This is a genomic window from Streptomyces sp. V2I9 (assembly GCF_030817475.1).
Taxonomy (GTDB): domain Bacteria; phylum Actinomycetota; class Actinomycetes; order Streptomycetales; family Streptomycetaceae; genus Streptomyces.
This window is the reverse complement of sequence record NZ_JAUSZJ010000002.1, coordinates 419609-435037: the sequence shown is the minus strand read 5'-3', so window position 1 is coordinate 435037 and position 15429 is coordinate 419609. Positions and strand designations below refer to the sequence as shown.

General features: G+C 67.7%; 17 protein-coding genes and 3 pseudogenes. 5 read left to right on the top strand and 15 right to left on the bottom strand.

Translation table 11 applies throughout. The features are described from left to right. Positions 1-43 precede the first annotated feature (43 nt). Together QFZ71_RS01980 and QFZ71_RS01975 are read right to left on the bottom strand one after the other, a co-directional pair. Positions 44-616, bottom strand: a pseudogene (locus QFZ71_RS01980) (transposase); the annotation flags it as partial. Between the two features lie 317 nt (positions 617-933). Further along, positions 934-1248, bottom strand: a complete 315-nt coding sequence (locus QFZ71_RS01975; protein ID WP_307666511.1) for a hypothetical protein — start codon at positions 1246-1248, stop codon at positions 934-936. A gap of 80 nt (positions 1249-1328) precedes the next feature. Here QFZ71_RS01975 and QFZ71_RS01970 point away from each other — a divergent pair. Together QFZ71_RS01970 and QFZ71_RS01965 are read left to right on the top strand one after the other, a co-directional pair. Next, a protein-coding gene (locus QFZ71_RS01970; RefSeq protein WP_373465179.1) for an IS5 family transposase occupies positions 1329-2119 on the top strand; the annotation gives its coding sequence in 2 pieces (ribosomal slippage) (positions 1329-1628 and positions 1631-2119; 789 coding nt in all). Positions 2120-2306: 187 nt separating this feature from the next. Next, positions 2307-2432, top strand: coding sequence for a hypothetical protein (locus QFZ71_RS01965; protein WP_307666509.1), 126 nt, complete (start codon positions 2307-2309; stop codon positions 2430-2432). Here the strand turns inward: QFZ71_RS01965 and QFZ71_RS01960 are convergent. The 8 genes and pseudogenes from QFZ71_RS01960 to QFZ71_RS01930 form a co-directional block, all read right to left on the bottom strand. Beyond that, the gene (locus QFZ71_RS01960) at positions 2425-2913 is read right to left on the bottom strand and encodes a S26 family signal peptidase (protein WP_307666508.1); all 489 of its coding nucleotides are present in this window, start codon (positions 2911-2913) and stop codon (positions 2425-2427) included. The genes QFZ71_RS01965 and QFZ71_RS01960 overlap by 8 nt on opposite strands. Further along, the gene (locus tag QFZ71_RS01955) at positions 2913-4757 is read right to left on the bottom strand and encodes an ABC transporter ATP-binding protein (RefSeq protein WP_307666507.1); all 1845 of its coding nucleotides are present in this window, start codon (positions 4755-4757) and stop codon (positions 2913-2915) included. The genes QFZ71_RS01960 and QFZ71_RS01955 overlap by 1 nt, the downstream gene beginning before the upstream one ends. Before the next feature lie 4 nt (positions 4758-4761). Then, the gene (locus tag QFZ71_RS01950; RefSeq protein ID WP_307666506.1) at positions 4762-5316 is read right to left on the bottom strand and encodes a hypothetical protein; all 555 of its coding nucleotides are present in this window, start codon (positions 5314-5316) and stop codon (positions 4762-4764) included. 14 nt (positions 5317-5330) lie between these two features. Further along, positions 5331-5852 (bottom strand): MauE/DoxX family redox-associated membrane protein, encoded by a 522-nt coding sequence (locus tag QFZ71_RS01945; protein WP_307666505.1) that lies wholly within the window; start codon positions 5850-5852, stop codon positions 5331-5333. 78 nt (positions 5853-5930) lie between these two features. Continuing rightward, positions 5931-6152, bottom strand: coding sequence for a hypothetical protein (locus QFZ71_RS01940; protein WP_307666504.1), 222 nt, complete (start codon positions 6150-6152; stop codon positions 5931-5933). A gap of 288 nt (positions 6153-6440) precedes the next feature. Further along, positions 6441-7463, bottom strand: a complete 1023-nt coding sequence (locus QFZ71_RS01935; RefSeq protein ID WP_307666503.1) for a helix-turn-helix transcriptional regulator — start codon at positions 7461-7463, stop codon at positions 6441-6443. 478 nt (positions 7464-7941) lie between these two features. Further along, positions 7942-8442, bottom strand: coding sequence for a transposase (locus QFZ71_RS30400; RefSeq protein ID WP_373465071.1), 501 nt, complete (start codon positions 8440-8442; stop codon positions 7942-7944). A gap of 519 nt (positions 8443-8961) precedes the next feature. After that, positions 8962-9735: pseudogene (locus QFZ71_RS01930) on the bottom strand (transposase). Positions 9736-9817: 82 nt separating this feature from the next. Between QFZ71_RS01930 and QFZ71_RS01925 the strand changes: the two are divergent. Continuing rightward, positions 9818-10201: a hypothetical protein gene (locus QFZ71_RS01925; protein ID WP_307666502.1), complete on the top strand. Its 384-nt coding sequence runs from the start codon at positions 9818-9820 to the stop codon at positions 10199-10201. Between the two features lie 109 nt (positions 10202-10310). Here the strand turns inward: QFZ71_RS01925 and QFZ71_RS01920 are convergent, their stop codons facing one another. The 5 genes from QFZ71_RS01920 to QFZ71_RS01900 all read right to left on the bottom strand — a co-directional run bounded on the left by QFZ71_RS01920 (position 10311) and on the right by QFZ71_RS01900 (position 12826). After that, on the bottom strand, positions 10311-10742 hold the full coding sequence (locus QFZ71_RS01920; protein WP_307666501.1) for a hypothetical protein: 432 nt from the start codon (positions 10740-10742) through the stop codon (positions 10311-10313). 74 nt (positions 10743-10816) lie between these two features. Continuing rightward, positions 10817-11667, bottom strand: a protein-coding gene (locus tag QFZ71_RS01915; RefSeq protein ID WP_373465070.1) for an IS5 family transposase whose coding sequence is annotated in 2 segments (ribosomal slippage) — positions 10817-11280 and positions 11280-11667 — 852 coding nt in all. Because the reading frame shifts where the segments join, the coding sequence is not laid out codon by codon here. A gap of 43 nt (positions 11668-11710) precedes the next feature. Beyond that, complete coding sequence (locus tag QFZ71_RS01910; RefSeq protein ID WP_307666499.1) at positions 11711-11986, bottom strand: hypothetical protein; 276 nt, start codon at positions 11984-11986, stop codon at positions 11711-11713. A 137-nt stretch (positions 11987-12123) separates the two neighbouring features. Continuing rightward, positions 12124-12366 carry a hypothetical protein gene (locus QFZ71_RS30395; protein WP_373465069.1) on the bottom strand — a complete coding sequence of 81 codons (243 nt, stop codon included), beginning with the start codon at positions 12364-12366 and terminating at the stop codon, positions 12124-12126. 40 nt (positions 12367-12406) lie between these two features. Continuing rightward, on the bottom strand, positions 12407-12826 hold the full coding sequence (locus tag QFZ71_RS01900) for a hypothetical protein (protein WP_307666498.1): 420 nt from the start codon (positions 12824-12826) through the stop codon (positions 12407-12409). A gap of 139 nt (positions 12827-12965) precedes the next feature. Here QFZ71_RS01900 and QFZ71_RS30390 point away from each other — a divergent pair. Next, positions 12966-13718: pseudogene (locus tag QFZ71_RS30390) on the top strand (transposase); the annotation flags it as partial. A gap of 314 nt (positions 13719-14032) precedes the next feature. Next, entirely contained in the window at positions 14033-15346 is a 1314-nt protein-coding gene (locus QFZ71_RS01890; protein WP_307666497.1) for a hypothetical protein, read from the top strand. Positions 15347-15429 lie beyond the last annotated feature (83 nt).

Here is a 15429-nt window from a genome sequence, read left to right as displayed (position 1 = left end):
CGTCGGGAGCGTTCCAGGTGGCCGGGCCACCGAAGACGAACTCCCCGCCGTGGCGTGGTGGGCGGCCCCGGACACCGCGCTCGCGGGCTGGGACCCCGCGTCGCAGGACGCGGGCCGAGCGCATTCGGCCCAGCACCTGCACCGGAAGATCCTTCAGGAGGAAGGCCAGGCGGGGAACGTCGTAGCCGGCGTCCACGACGATCAGGATCTCGGGATCGCCGTCCGTCCACTGCCCGGCATCGATCAGCCGCTCGACGAGCTCGCCTGCCTGGCGGTGACGGTGGCGGCGTCGTCACCCGGCGCCAAGATGTAGTGCGTCCAGCGGCGCGGTCCAGGAATTGCGGCCCGTCTCAAGTGCGCGGATCACCTAGCAGGGCCAGCCGGGAACGGGAATGTGCTGGTCCTTGCCCCGCCCGTAGGTGTGGCACAGGATCCGCTGCGGTGAGGTGTGCGCGTCCGGTCGCAGCCAGCAGGCGAGATCGGCGGCCAGGACCAGCCGTCCGTCGGCCGCCCGAGGCAGCCGCGCCATGGCCAGGGCCTGCCGCAGTCGGGCGACATCGACCCGGCCCGCGGACAGGGCATCGTAGAGCCCCGCCGTGCCCGCGACGGTGTTCACCGAACAGCGACAGTTCCACCAGCGACCGGACCGGACCGTCCGCGCACAACACCGCGTCCGCGAGTTCGAACAGCGTGTCCGCACGCCGGGTCAGACAGGAATAGAACTCATCCCGGAAGCGTCACAGTCCCGCAAACGGATGCTGCCGGACGACGTTATGCGACAGGCTCATCCTCACGGCCTTCGTGCTGAGCTTGGGTGTTCCTTGGTCGGAGCACACGCTCAGCCGAAGGTCGGCTGCTCGTACGGCACTTACCAGTCCGAGTGATCAAGTATGACGAACCGTTCGACCTACGAGGTTCGAGATTGAAACTGGGCTACTCGGAGCGCCACCAGCCCTGTCCGAGGTGCCAGTCCCTCACCCAGTCCAGGAAGCCGACTCCACGTTCTCCGGACGAAGAATAGGGTGTGGCGCATCCGTCTCTGAGCCACCACACCTTGCCGCGCTGAGGACCAGTAACCACCAACGTCCAGTAGTCGCCGGGTTGATCACTGCCCAGCAGCACGGAGCCGTGCTGGTAGATCTCGTGCAGCGACGCCGAGTGGAGGGCGTGGTCGTAGTACTCGTACTCCCACTGCCATTCCTCTACAAGCGGGAAAGGCCGGTCGAGCTTGCGTAGAGCTCGTAACACGATCTTGTTGAAGTGTGCTGGTTGGCCGTGACCGGTGTGACGATTCGGCCGTTCGTGATGGTGTGAGTACTCGGCCGTGGATCGTGGACGACGACTTGTGGGCGCTGATCGAGCCGCTCCTGCCGCCTTGGCTGGAACGGTCTTCAGGGCCTCGGCCGGTGCCGGACCGGCTCTGTCTGCAGGGCATCCTGTTCGTCCTCTACAACGACATAGCCTGGCAACTCCTGCCCCGGGAGTTGGGGTTCGGCTCGGGGCAGACGTGCTGGCGCCGACTGGGCCGGTGGCAGAAGGCAGGAGTCTTCGATCAGCTGCACCGGGTCCTGCTCGCCGAGCTGAACGCGGCCGGCGAGCTCGACTGGTCGCGGGCCTGCGTGGACGGCTCCCACGTCCGGGCGAAAAAGGGGGTGCCGACACCGGTCCGTCGCCGGTCGACCGGCGCAAGACCGGCAGCAAGCACCACTTGATCTGTGACGGTCGCGGCACCCCGCTCAAAGTCATCACGACCGCGGCGAACGTCAACGATGTCACCCGGGCCCTCGCCCTGGTCGACGGCATCCCACCCGTCGCGGGCCGCCCTGGCCGGCCTCGCCGCCGACCAGACGCCCTGCTCGGCGACAAGGGCTACGACTCCAACCGGAACCGAAAGGCGCTGCGCGAGTGCCGGATCCTGCCTGTCATCTCGCGCAAGGGATCACCCAACGTCAAGAGCATCGGCAAGCTCCGCTACGTCGTCGAGCAGACCTTCGCCCTGCTCCACCAGTTCAAGCGGCTCGCCGTGCGCTGGGAACGCCGCACCGAACTCCACGACGCCTTCGTCTCCCTCGCCTGCAGCCTGATCTGCTACCGACGCCTAAAGAGGACCCGCACATGATCGTGTTACGAGCTCTTACGGCACTGCGCGACCCCGAGCCCTGGACGCCGGGCACCGGCAGCGCCCAGGACATCGCCGTACGCATCGGCCCGTTCGTGGAACGCGCGCACACCCGCCCCGGCGACGACCTGATGTCGGTGGCCGCCGCAAAGGTCGACGGCGCAGCGGCACGAAGAACGGAGCGCCGGTGGCCGAGCACCTCTTTGATTCCAGCGGGCAATTCATCGCGGTCAGGCGTGATGCCACCGACAAATACGTGTTCACCGCGGACGGCAATCGGCTTGGCTGGCTCCCCTCCCGGCTGGTCAGCTAGAGCCTGCCCTGCCCGGCTCGCGGAACCTGCGCACCACGCGCCCCTCGACCGCGTCCAGCGGCAGGAGCCCGTAATCCCGCGAGTCGACGCTCCGCTCGGGGTTGTCGCCCAGCACCAGCACCCGGCCGGCCGGCACCGTGCCCGTGATACCCGCCGTGTGCGCCGTCCGGCCCTGGAAGTCCGCCGGGACGGCTTCGCCGGGGAGGGCGGCCACCCGCTTGATGACCGGCAGATACGTCACCTCGCTCCCCTTCACAGCGCGAGGGCCGGTCTCCGTACGCAGGACGGCGACGTCCCCAGAGCGCAGCCGGGAGGCACGTACGCGCCGGGCGAGGACCGTCTCCCCATCGGCGTACGCGGGGCTCATGCTGGATCCCAGCACCCGTACGACGGTGATGTTGCGGCGGATCCAACTCAGCCCGCAGGCCGCCGTGATGAGGGCCGCGGTCAGCAGCGCACCGAGGAGACCCTGCACGCCCATCACCGCGCCTCGGCGGGTTCGCCGCGATAACCCCGCGCCTGGGCTTCGAACATCACGGCGTACCGGCCGCCGAGTGCCATCAGGTCGTCGTGACTCCCGCGCTCGATGATCTCGCCGTTCTCGATGACCAGCAGCGTGTCCGCCGCGCGGACGGAGCCGAGCCTGTGGGAGATCAGCACGCTGGTACGTCCCTGCCGGTACCGGGTCAGTCCCCGGTGGATCTCGGCCTCGGCCTCGGCGTCGAGTCCCGAACTCGGCTCGTCGAGCACGAGCAGGTCCCGTTCGCTGCGTAGATACGCGCGGGCGATGGCCAGCCGCTGCCACTGACCGCCGGAAAGCGTCACCCCCCGGGTGGCCTTGACGTCGTCGCCCTGGAAGAAGATGCGGGACAGGAGGGTGTCGTACTTCTGAGGCAGTTCCCCGATGAAGGTGTCGGCACCGGCCTCCACCGCCGCCGCGGTGATCCGTTCCGGGGATTCGCAGGGCAGGTCCCCCAGCGCGATGTTCTCCGACACGCTGAGGTCGTACTTCATGAAGTCCTGGAAGACCGCGCCGATCCGCCGCCGCAGCCGCACCGGGTCCAGTTCCCGGATGTCGACGCCGTCCCACAGGATCGCGCCGCGTTCGACGTCGTAGAGCCGGCACAGGAGCTTGACGATAGTGCTCTTGCCGGCACCGTTGCGGCCGACCAGACCCAGCACCTGACCGTGTCCCAAGGTAAAGCTGACCCCGCGCAGTGCCCAGGGGTGTTCGGCGGAGTACCGGAACCAGACGTCCCGGAACTCGATACCCATACCCAACGGCGGCACGTCGGTGGGGACTACGGGCACCGGGAGGTCCGGGCCGCTGTCGATCACGGCCGTGAAGTGACGGAACATCAGAAGCTGGTGGTGCGAGCGGGCGATGTCACGCATCATGCCGGCGCCCGCCGACTGCACTCCGACCACGGAGCCGATCAGCAGCGACACGTCACCGATGGTGATGCGCCCGTTCGCGGCGGAGACCACCGCCCACAGGACCGCCAGGCCGGAGCAGGCGGCGGTGACCAGCCCCGCCAGGGACTGGGCCGTCAGTTCCCGCCGGTCGAGCCTCGACCGTTCGTTGTTGGCCTTCAGTCGCTCGGAGGTCATCCGGTCGCGCAGGTGTCCGCCGATGTCGAAGAGGCGGATCTCCTTGGCGGCCTGGAGGTTGGTCAGCAGCTCGCGGTAGAAGAACTCCCGGCGCTCGGTCGGCCCGAGCCGCCAGTGCGTGTCGGCACGGCGCTTGGCCAGCCAGAGTTCCACACCGAGCACCGGGGCCACGGAGCAGGCGATGGCCATCGGCAGCCACCAGGCGAGCAGCGCCAGCGAGCCAAGGAAGCCGAGCGCCATGACCACCGCCCGGATGACGGAGAGGACCGCCGAGACCACGACGCCCGGGGTGGCGCCGCCGTGCTGCTGGGCAAGCCGCAGGCGGTCGAGAAAGACCGGCTCCTCGAATCTGCCCATACCGACGAACGCGCCGGTGGCCTCGTAGAGTTGCTGCTGGGCCAGCAGCCCGACCCGGCGCTCGACCTCCTTGTTGACGTACTGGACGGCGTGCGGCAGGAAGCCGCCGACGATACCCACGCCGGCCAGGGCTATGCCCAGCGTGACCACATGGTCCAGGTCCACTTCGCCGCGCCCGCCGTCGCTCCCGCCCGCGCTGTCCGCCCCGCCCGGCGCGACGAGGTCGAGCAGGAGCTTCGTCAGCCAGGCGGTGGCGACCGGCACAAGAGCGCTGAGCAGTGTGAGGACGACGAGACCGCAGGTGTAGCCGGCGCTGGCGCGCCAGGTCAGGCGCAGCGCCCGGACGATGCCGCTCACCGGGTCAGGCGCTCTCGTGGACGGGGGTCAGGGAATTCATCCCCGCGCCGGCGGCCCGCACCATACCACCGGCGCCGATCACCGCGAGGGCCGGATACGCCTTGACTCCGAGGGCCCGCGCGACCGGTCCCTGTCGGCGTTCGACAACCACGGTGGCGATCGGGTCGAGCAGGGGAAGTTCCTCGGTGAAGTCGGCGGTCTTGCCCACCAGGATCACCAGGACCTGGTCGCGACGGTAGTCCTGGGCGGCGACGAAGGACAGGAACTCGGGAATCCGCTCGTGGCATGAGGTACAGCCGTAGGCGAAGACGCCCAGCAGCACGGGGCCCACGGCAAGGAAGTCCTCCGAGACCGGCTCCTCGCGCACGGTGACGGCCCGGAAGGGCTCCACACGCTCGCCCTCGGCGCGCATGACCGGAGGGAGGTCGGCCCGTGGCGGCATCGGTGCCCGCTGCTTGGTGCTGAGCTCGCGCACCCGGCGGACCAGTCCCACGGTGAGAACGATGTTGAAGATAGAGAGCGCTCCGAAGAGAACCAGGAGCGCGACGATAAACGCCATGAGTCAATCCCCCGTCAGTGGATCGGTCGGAAAAGGTGCGAGATGTCGTCGGTGAACAGGGTCATGACGGCCACGGCTGCTCCGGTCACCGACGCCGTCACCGCGCCCGCGATGTCGTCGGCGGTGCCGGTCCCGGTGAGCGCGGCGGCGAGCCCGCCCGCGCCCGCGAGCAGCAGCACCGTGTTGCGGACAAGATGGGCGGCGCCCACGGGCGCGGACGACGCGCCGAAGCACGCGCAGACCACCTGCCTGGCGTTCGCTACGGCAACTGCGATGCCGACGGTGAAGGCGGTCAGCAGTCCCAGGGCGAGCAGGAAGCCGGCAGCGACCGCGCCCTCAAACAACAGGAGTGTGACGACGGCGAGTTCGAGAACGATGACTCCCGGTGCCACCGCCCGCTCCGGCAGGCCGGGAGCCAGCGCGCGGGTTGCCGCCCGGAAATCTTCGAACTCCTGGCGTCCCTTGAGTTTTCCGGCCGCGGAGAGCAGGAAGACCAGTCCGACGAGGACGCGGCAGGCGATCAGTACGTAGTCCATCTGTCTCACCTCTGGGCGAGTGGGGCCGCGCCTCCCGAGGGAGGCGCGGCCGTTACTCACCGGGTTATGCGATGCGGGTCAGCAGTTGTCCGAATCGGTGCAGCCCGTCTCGGTGGTGTAGCGGTAGCCGTCGTCGCAGCGCCAGTAGGAGATTTCCTTCCACCACCAGAACGGGCACCTGGGGCTGCACACGGTCTGCTCGATGTAGCATGCCTGGGCTCCCGACGTCTGGGCGTGGGCGCTGGTGTGCGGGGCCACCGCACTCAGCAGACGGTCGGCAAACGCCGTGATGGTGCTCATCCTTGTCTCCCTCGTTGTGTCGTGCGCGGAGTCGTTCCGTGCACGGGACGGATCCACCTCGCCGGGGCCTGCGGGCGACCGCTGCCCGGTGACGAGGTGCCTTGACGGGCCATGTCTAGCCCGCGCCGGTTGTTCGGTGTCACGCCCATAACTGTGAATAAACAAGGCGCAACAACCAGGGCCCTTCTGCTGTGGCACGCGCGGATCGTCCGCCCGTGCGTGCCGCCGCTTCGGACGGTGTAACGCATTCGACTATGGCGTGGCAGGCGGGTCGCGGCGATCCTTTCGTCAGGGGCCGAAACCATGAGCGGTAGCGGTCAGCAGCGCGGTGCCCAAGCGTGTGGTCGTGTGCAGTACGGCCTTGCCGTCGCGGCGAGTCGTGATCAGAGCGGCGCGGCGCAGCACGGCCGCGTGCTCGCTGGCCGTCGCGGGCGAGATGTCCAGGCGGCGGGCCAACTCTGTCGTGCTGCACCCGTCGGCCACGGTCGCGAGGACGGTGGCCCTGGTCCGCCCGACGAGATTTTCGAGCGCCCCCTCGGTGTATTCTCCCGCGAGCCACTGTGCGGAATCGTCCATTTCCCCGCCGACCGTGGGCAGTGCCAGGACGGGCGGCTGCTCCGGGTCCTCCAGGTTCAACAGCACCTCTACCTGCCGCGAGGAGAACACCGTCGGAGCAATGACGAGCCCTCGCCCCTGCAAATGGATGTCCGCGTCGCGTGGGTGCCGCACCTCCAGAACAGGAGGCCGCCAGTGGACCAGTGGAGCGCACAACGTCGCCAGTAAACCCTCGACTCCGCCCTCGGCCATCGTGTGCGCATAGCTGTCCCGAGCGGACGTGAGGTGGTGGCGCATCTGGGGCCAGTACGGGGCAATGGCCGCCCTGTGGCAAGCCCGCAACGCCTCGGCCAGATCCTGGCGGGCTCCACGGTCGCCCTCGGCGAGGGACTGAGCCCACCCTCGATGAGCTGGATGGATGTCGAGGTATTCCACTTCCAGGCGTGTCTGCGCGCGGGAAGCCGCCAGCAGGTTGTCGACCGCCTCGTCGATGCACGTGGCGTCCCCGGCGAGCGTCGCGATATCGATCTGCGGCCCATGCGCGGGCATCAACGCCAGTAAGGGGGCAGCCTGTTCGCGACGAGGCCCGCCCCACCTGCTGATCACCGAGGCCCGCCAGCTCTGGAAAGCCGGGGCCCTGCCCCCCTCCCGGAGCTGTCTGACGCCGTCCAACGTCTCAGCGGCCGCACCCAAGGTGCTCTTCACCCTGGTCCGCGCGAGGTCCTCCGCCGTGAAATGAATACGTTTGGCCATCATCACTCCGTTCCCCGCCGAACCCGACTTCCAGCGCCTTGGCCTACGCCGGCAAGCACACGCGTAGGCAGGCTGACACACTGCGCTCGGCTACCAGCCAGGATCTTGGAGGTGCAGCTCCGTTTCGGCACTGGTGAAGTCACGGACCGACCACTCAACAGCGCCCGAAAGGTCGTGCCGGATCTCCTCGCTCATACCGACGACCCGAAGGTCAGGCGGCTCTCCCGTTGCCGCAGAACCAACTACGAAGCCCCGTACCGGATTCAGGATGGCATGTGATCTTGACCGATCGCCAAAGGATCTGCATGCCGATATCTCAACCCCAGCAGGAGTACCGAAACCCTCCCGGCCCGGCCTCGGACGCTCAGCAGGCACGAATGGCCGCCGCTTCGCCGGTGCGCTACGACGTCCGGCTACTGGTCACCGGCAACCTTCGCCGCTTACGCACTCACCGCGAGATCGGCCCAGGGCACTTTGCCCGTCACCAAAATCGCCTGGTGCTGGTCGGCGATGAGCGTGCGCGACGGCGGGGCGGCCGTGCCGAAGCAGGGCGCCTTGAGTAGCCGGGCAGGGCGCCTCGTGCTCCATGTCCGCGACCGTTCAGGTGGTGCTTGCTGCCCGTCTTCCGCCGGTCGACCGGCGACGGACCGGTCTCCGGTCCCTCTTTTTCGCGCGGATGTGGGAGCCGTCCACGCACGCCCGTGAGCCAGTCGAGTTCGTCGGCCGCGTTCAGCTCCGCAAGCAGGACTCGGTGCAGCTGCTCGAAGACTCCTGCCTTCTGCCACCGGCCCAGGCGACGCCAGCAGGTCTGGCCGGAACCGAACCCCAGTTCTAGGGGCAGGAGTTGCCAGGCTATGTCGTTGTGGAGAACGAACAGGATGCCTTGGAGGCAGAGCCGGTCCGGCACAGGCCGCGGCCCTGGTGACCGCTCAGGCCACGGCGGCAGCAGCGGTTCGACCAAAGCCCACAAGTCATCGTCCACGATCCACGGCCGGATACTCACACCATCACGAACAGCCGAATCCTCACATCAGTCACGACCTACCAGGCCACTTCAACAAGATCGTGTTACGAGCTCGTAGGGCGGTGCCGTCGAACGGCTGAGGACTCATCCAACAGTCAGCTTTCCAGCTGACCCAGCTGTCGGATTTCGCTCCCAGAGGCAAAAGACCGCCCTCGTACATCGGGCCCTCGTTCGTTCCGTTCGCAATCTCGGCCACGAAGGTGCGATACGGCTCCGGCAACACGACACCTTGCTGGTCCTCCCACGACCGAAGCCCCTCCCAGCCCAGCGCCCGGCGACGGGTCTCTGCCACGAAGGCTTCACCTAGCAGGGCTATCGCACTCGAGATCGCATCTTCCACGCCCCACAGATATCACCAGCAACCGACATACGGTCCTGATGCACAGCGCAGTGGGTTAAAGATCAAGCTAAAGGTTGTCCCGTAAATGATCTACAAGTCGACCGGGGCGTGCCCGACCCGTCGTGAGCACCGCTCGTCTACTCGGCGAGGGCGAGGGCGAGGGCGAGGTCGTGCATCCGGGCGATGCCGAGCATGGCGCAATGGACGCCGGCTCCTTTGAGGCGGGAGTCGCGGAGGGTCTTCCAGGTCTTCATGCGGGCGAGGACGTGCTCGACGCGGGCCCGGACCTGCTTGTGGGACTTGTTGTGTTGCTCCTTCCAGTCCGGGAGTTCGCGCTGGCCGCGCTGTCGGCGGTGCGGGATGACGAGTCCGGTGCGCGGGTAGCCGCCGTCGGCGATTGTGAGGGTCTTGCCGACGGCGGCTTCGGCACCGGATTCCTCCCATGCCTTGCAGTCGTCGCGGTTCCCGGCGAGCGGTCGGCCGACGACGGCACCAGGCGGGTGTCGGCGTCGATGACGACCGGGTGGTTGGTGGAGTACCGGTAGCTCTTCGACCGCTCGGCAATGGTGTGGTCGCGGGTCGGGCCAGCGTGCCGTCCACGATGAGCACGGTGTCCTCGGTGAACCGCTTGGAAGGCTGGAAGGCGAGCAAGGGCCCGAGATGGTCGATGATCCGGTCCGCTGCGGACTTGGATACCCCGAACAACGGGGCGAGCTGGCGCATGGTCGGTTTCGCGCGCCAGTGGGCCGCGACCAGCAGTGCCCGGTTCGCCAGCGGGAGGGGCCCCAGAGCCGGGCCTTGCGGACCACGTCCACACCCTGGCTCCGCAGAAGCGTCACCAGCTTCCCGAAGGCGCGCGGGCTCAGCCCGGAGAACGGGACTGTCCAGGACGGCTCCGACGCCGTGATCACACCAGCCGCGCGGCGATCATCTCAGTTGCCGATGACGCTCGCTCTGGCCGATCCTGTCCACTGCGCAAGCGAGGAGGACCACGTGGGCTTGACTCTGTTCCCAGGAGACGGAGACGTCAACAGCCCGGACGTCCAATGGTCCTACGTCCGCTTCAACGCTTTCCGGGAACGGCTCGCACAGGCCGAGGGGTTCAGCCTCCCAGAGATGTGGGGCTTTGGCGGCGACCGGCCGTGGAGTGACCTCTCCACCACCCTGGAGCCGCTCCTCGATCACCCGGATGTCGGTGGTGACGATCTCCCTGCCACCGCGTGCGCTGCGATGCTGCCTCGCCTTCAAACGATCATTGGCGGATGGCTGGAGGAGCCCGACGGACCACTCCTCCAACAGCACATCCAAGACGCTCAACAGCTGGTGGTCGTCCTGCGCTTCTGCGTAGACGAGAGCGTCGATCTCGTCTACCTCTAATGTTTGGACGTGCCCAGGTGGCCGACACCCCACCCCTGCCGCAGTGGCAGCCCTTAGAGGTCCTAACAAAGGGCTTTGCGTGGATCGAGGGCTGATCAGTCAGGCGGCTTCAGTGACCGATGTCGCATGCTTCGTAGCTCTTCAGCCCGACCGTCAGCAGGGGCGGCACGAGTGTGTGCATGTACCAGCTCAGGTCGGTGAACTCGACCGAGTCAGGTAGACGCCGCCGGTTGATGGTCGGGGTGAAGCTGCAGGTCATGCGGCCAGGGAAGAACAGGAGCTGACCGCCTGTGCTCGCCTTCCCGTGGTAGATGCAGACGGCCACGTGGTGGTTCGCGTTCTCGGGTGCGTCAAGGATGGCCAAGACATCCTGCGTGTGGTCGCGGGTCGTGGTCCGCCAGTCGTATAGGTCGTCGTTGTTCACCATGAACGAGAGCGGATCCTCCAGCGCCCAACCTGTGGCGGCCAAGGCGCTGATGCTGGCGCGGACCGTGAGCTCGTGGGCGAAGGTGAAGTCGATGTCTGCGGTCCTGGACGACACTGATGGCTCCCGGTGAAGTTCGACGGCACCGCATCGTTGCCGAGGGTGTGCCGAACTGTCGATCGAATTGCGGATCAAGGATCCCGGCAGAGGCGTTGGACGTGGCGGTAGGTGATGAGGCAGGTGGCGAGGCCGAGGAAGGCTTCGTGAATGTCGTCGCGTCTTTCCCAACGAACGCGTAGGCGCCGGAAGCCGTGGAGCCAGGCGATGGTGCGTTCGACGACCCAGCGGTCGACGCCAAGGCCGGAGCCGTGCGGGACGCCGCGGCGGGCGATCACCGGTTTGATGCCCTGGGACCAGACGAGACGGCGGTACTTGTCATGGTCGTAGCTCTGGTCGGCCAGCAGCACGTTCGGCCGGCGCCGTGGTCTGCCGACCAGGCCCGCTACGGACGGGATCTTCGCAAGCAGAGGCAACAGCTGCGTCATATCGTTGCGGTTTCCGCCGGTCAGCGACACAGCAAGTGGGATGCCCTGCCAATCGACAAGGATGTGGTGCTTGCTGCCCGGACGTGCTCGGTCGACCGGGCTGGGTCCGCTTTTGGGCCGCGTCGGGCGGCCCGGACGTGGGTGGAGTCGATCACCGCCCGGGACCAGTCCAGCTGCCGTGCCGACCGCAGCTTCGTTAGCAGGATTGCATGGAGCCGGTCCCACACCCGGACCTCGTTCCACGCGGCAAAGCGCCGCCAGCACGTCATGCCGGACCCGAAGCCGAGCTCCTGGGGTAGGTACTCCCACTGAATGCCGGTGTGCAGCACGAACAGGATCCCGCACAGAGCCCGCCGGTCGGGCACTCGCGGCCTGCCTGCCACCAGCTTCGGCACCGGGACCGGGACCGGCAACAACGGCTCGATGAGCACCCACAGTTCATCCGAGACGATCCACGGCCGAGAGCTTCTTTTTGCCACGGATGCCCCAACGAGCATCCAAGCCGACAGTCACATGATCAACGGCTTCTGTTAGGACCTCTTAGCCCGTCTTCCTCAGAGTGATGCCCAGCCTCTCCTGGACGTCCACCACGAATTCATCACCGCCATGGGGTGGCAAGGATCTTCTCCACCAGCGGGGTTCCCCGGAGCGGATTACTGGACCGTTCCCGATGAGCCGCCGGAACCTGCTGTCACTCTGCTGGATCGAGTCAGCGAATTGCGTGAACCCCTCGGTGCGCTGAACGGGTTCGTTGTTCAATGCCAGATCCAGCAATTCTCTGACGGCGATGTCGTGCAGGTACTCGCTGTAGTCCATTTCGTAGCCTGCTTCGCACTCCTCGACGAATTCGTGCCATCCCTCGCACGATCTCCAAGGGTCCCTGGACCACTTCCACCCTGCCGCCGTAGCCACGTGGGTGAAGGCCGAGGACAGCGTCTGACCTGACGGGCGAGTCACTTGAACTGCTCCCGGAAGTGCTGCATCGGATCCATGTGGGGTCGTGAAGAAGATAGATATTGATCCAGAGCTGTTCGCGTAGCCGAAGTAGCCGGTCTTCTGGTCGACCCGGAAGAATGCTGGAGTTCGATCGCATTCTCGCGCCGCACTGCGGTCACCGGCGTGCCGAAGCAGCGCGGGCGCAGCCCGCTGAACGGACCTGTCCAGGACGGCGCCGACGCCGTGATCACTGCAGTCACGTCAAGATCGTTCCACCTGGGACCGAGGGGATGGAACGGGTCAGGTACGGAGCCGGAGGCGTTGGTCCAGCTGACTGCGCAGACGCGCAGAAGCCCCACCGAGAGTCCCGAGTTGTCGCACTTCTTCCGCCGCTAACTCCGTCCGTCCTGCCAGAGCGAGCACAGCGGCATAAGGTCGTTCGCCGGCCGCGAGCTTCGCCGCCACGGCATCACGGACGGCTCGCAGCACTGTGTAGTCCGCGCCCGGATGCTCCGCCAGCAGGTGCAGGAGCCTGTTGTCGTTCCAGACGCTGTCCTGGGCCGTGCTCAGTTCCAGCAGAGTGCCGGGCGCCGTGCAGGGATTGGCGGCCAGTGCCTGCCAGACGAAAGGGTACGGACAACGCGCGAGTCGATGCAGGACGGCGCTGTCGTTCTCGACACGCGCCAGTTCGAGATGGTCGGCGGGCGTGTGCACTGGCATGGCCCCTAAGGATCGTCGGGGCGATCATCCTGCCATCGGACTTCGGTCGCCCGTGTGAGGGCTCCGATTCCAACCGGTTCGAAGATCGATTGCGGGACAGCACTTGCAGTGGGGTCCGTCTTCAAATGACCGTTTGATGATGGGTCATGGCGTTGTCATTCGTCGCCATGAACTGTCCGATGCCGAGGGGGAGTTGCTGCCAGCGCTGATACCGGGTGCCGGCAGAGGCCGGCCTCGCGCGGAGGCCCGCACGGTCGTCAACGGGATGGTCTGCAAGATCCGGACCGGAGCTTCCTGGCGTGGCCTGCCGGAACGCTACAGAACGTGGAAGACGGTCTGCACCCGACTCCGGCGCTACCCCCTGCACGGCGTGTTCACCCGAGCCCCGCAGCAGGTCCGGGCGGGGGCCGATGCAGCCGGCGGCATCGACCGGCTGGTTCAGCTCGACTCCACCATCGCCCGCGCCCACCGGCACGCCGCCGCCACCGGCCGAGAGGGGGGGGCACCGGCGAGACGACCGGATGATCACCCCTCGGCAGGTCCACAGGAGCCCAACTCCACCTCGCGGCCGACGGCCCCGGCAGACCACTGGCCATCCCCCTCACCTCAGGCCAAGGCCTACAGCTCGCGCGGGTTCCGTGCCTACCTGTGCAGACGCGGAGTCCCACACACCATCCCCGAGAAGCGTGACCAGCGAAAGCACCGCCGCAACCATGGTCGGCGAGGCGGCCGACCGCCAGGCTTCGACCGCGGCACCTACCGCCGCCGCAACACCGTCGAACGCTGCTTCAATCGACTCAAAGCCTTTCACGGCAGCGCAGCCGGATACGACGAGACCGCCCCTCCCTACGAAGCGGCGGTCAGCCTGGCGTCGTTGCTGCTTGGGGCACGATCGCTTCGAAGGCGGACCCTAGGAGCGGCCCACTCGCTCGGGAGTGGACCGGCATGCCCCCTGTCCGGCCTTTCCACGCGTCACGGGGGCCCGTCGTCGTCGCGCTCCAGCTTTACGGTGCGCTGGGCGCGCGCCCGAGTCCGTGCCGGGGACCGGCCCTGCTCCGCGCCGCCCCCGGTGGGGCGCGCCCTTCGTGATGCGCCGCGCCACAGGCGGGCTGTCGTGGCGTCGGGTTCACCGGTTCCGTTCGCGTGATTCATCACCGGGCGTCGGGCGCCAACCGTAGGCTGTGCCAGGAGAATCCAGGGGAGACGATGATCGACTACCGCAAGGCGACCGTTCCGGTGTGGACGCTCGCGACGGGTGACGTCCAGGTGCCCGCACTGGCCGGAGACGGGCCGATGACAGCTGAACGACTGGGCGAACTGCGCGGTGCGCTGGCCGTGTTGGCGGATGCGCCGATCGTCACGCTCGAGGCGCATCCGCTGCCCGCGCAGCTCGATCGCAGCCGTGGCATACCGCTGGACGCCGTCAGCCCGCTGGCACAGCACCTGTCGCAACTCGTTGCGGAGACGGCGCGGAATTCGTCCGTGGCGGCCAAGGCGACCGCCGGCGGGGAGAACCTGTACCAGTTGGTGGTTCCGGCGAAGTTCGCGGCCCAGTTCGGTCGGGGCGTCGTGTGCTCGATGGGGTCGAAGGCGGTGGCCGGTGGCATCCGCGGCCCCCTCGTCGACTCCGCCACAGGCAAGATCGTGGCCGGTGCGACGTTCATGCCGGTCGGCAAGGCGGCGGCAGCGGGCGCGGCCGGTGGGGCAGGCGCGACAGCCGGTGTGGCGGCTTCCGGTGCCGCAGCGCTCACCGTCGCCGCGCCGCTCGTGCTCATGGCCGTGGCGGTAGGAGTGAGTGCGCATGCCGACCGTATGCGCCAGCAGGCGATCGAGCACATAACCGAGTTGCTGGAGCAACTGCACGAAGAGAAGCTCGACGACGAGCACAGCGCCCTCGACGGGTGCCGCGATGCCATCGACAAAGCCACCGCCATCCTGCTCGACCGGGGCACCGTCGGGATCTCGCTCGGACTGGACTCGGCCGTGCACGCCATCAACACGGCACTGGGCGCCGCCGACCGCCGCCTCGCGCGGTGGCGGAGCGCCCTCGACAAGCTGCCCTCCGGTGAGCCGGTCGAGGTCGGCGCGCTGGCCAAGTCGTTCCCCGGCATCGACGAGGAAGGCGGCAGGTTCCGTACGCAGCTGGAACTCGCCTCTCTCGCTGTGGCGTTGAAGCGGCGCGTCATCGTTCTGCAAGCGGTCGAGCATGCCCAGAGCGATCCGGGCAACCCGTTCGAGGCTTTCACGCGTGTCCTCAAACGTGATCAGCAGCGCCTCGACGACCTGGAATCGGGCATCGCCCGTGTTCTCGTACGCCTGTCGGCGCTGGAGCCTGCGCGGCCGAACGGATTGCGCCCCGTTTTCACGCCGGGTGAAGTCGATCGCCTGCTGCGCGCGACGCACCGGATTCACCGGCTGGCCGACGGTGTCACCGTCGACGGCCGTCCCGGGGACGTAGCGATCGAGATCGCCCGCGACAGGGACGGCTCGGTGGTCGTTTTCCCCGCTGTGCCGGTGTAGGCGCGCCCTTGCCCGCCGAGCGGTGCGGTCACTGCCGGTACGGGTACCCTGATCGGCCGTACCGTGGAAGGTCCATGGGCCCG

Excerpts from the sequence above, each read along its gene's own strand:
- QFZ71_RS01890 (WP_307666497.1), top strand. The coding sequence starts at position 14,033 with ATGATCGACTACCGCAAGGCGACCGTTCCGGTGTGGACGCTCGCGACG.
- QFZ71_RS01940 (WP_307666504.1), bottom strand. The coding sequence starts at position 6,152 with ATGAGCACCATCACGGCGTTTGCCGACCGTCTGCTGAGTGCGGTGGCC.
- QFZ71_RS01900 (WP_307666498.1), bottom strand. The coding sequence starts at position 12,826 with ATGCCAGTGCACACGCCCGCCGACCATCTCGAACTGGCGCGTGTCGAG.
- QFZ71_RS01960 (WP_307666508.1), bottom strand. The coding sequence starts at position 2,913 with ATGGGCGTGCAGGGTCTCCTCGGTGCGCTGCTGACCGCGGCCCTCATC.
- QFZ71_RS01950 (WP_307666506.1), bottom strand. The coding sequence starts at position 5,316 with ATGGCGTTTATCGTCGCGCTCCTGGTTCTCTTCGGAGCGCTCTCTATC.
- QFZ71_RS01935 (WP_307666503.1), bottom strand. The coding sequence starts at position 7,463 with ATGATGGCCAAACGTATTCATTTCACGGCGGAGGACCTCGCGCGGACC.
- QFZ71_RS01910 (WP_307666499.1), bottom strand. The coding sequence starts at position 11,986 with ATGGACTACAGCGAGTACCTGCACGACATCGCCGTCAGAGAATTGCTG.
- QFZ71_RS01945 (WP_307666505.1), bottom strand. The coding sequence starts at position 5,852 with ATGGACTACGTACTGATCGCCTGCCGCGTCCTCGTCGGACTGGTCTTC.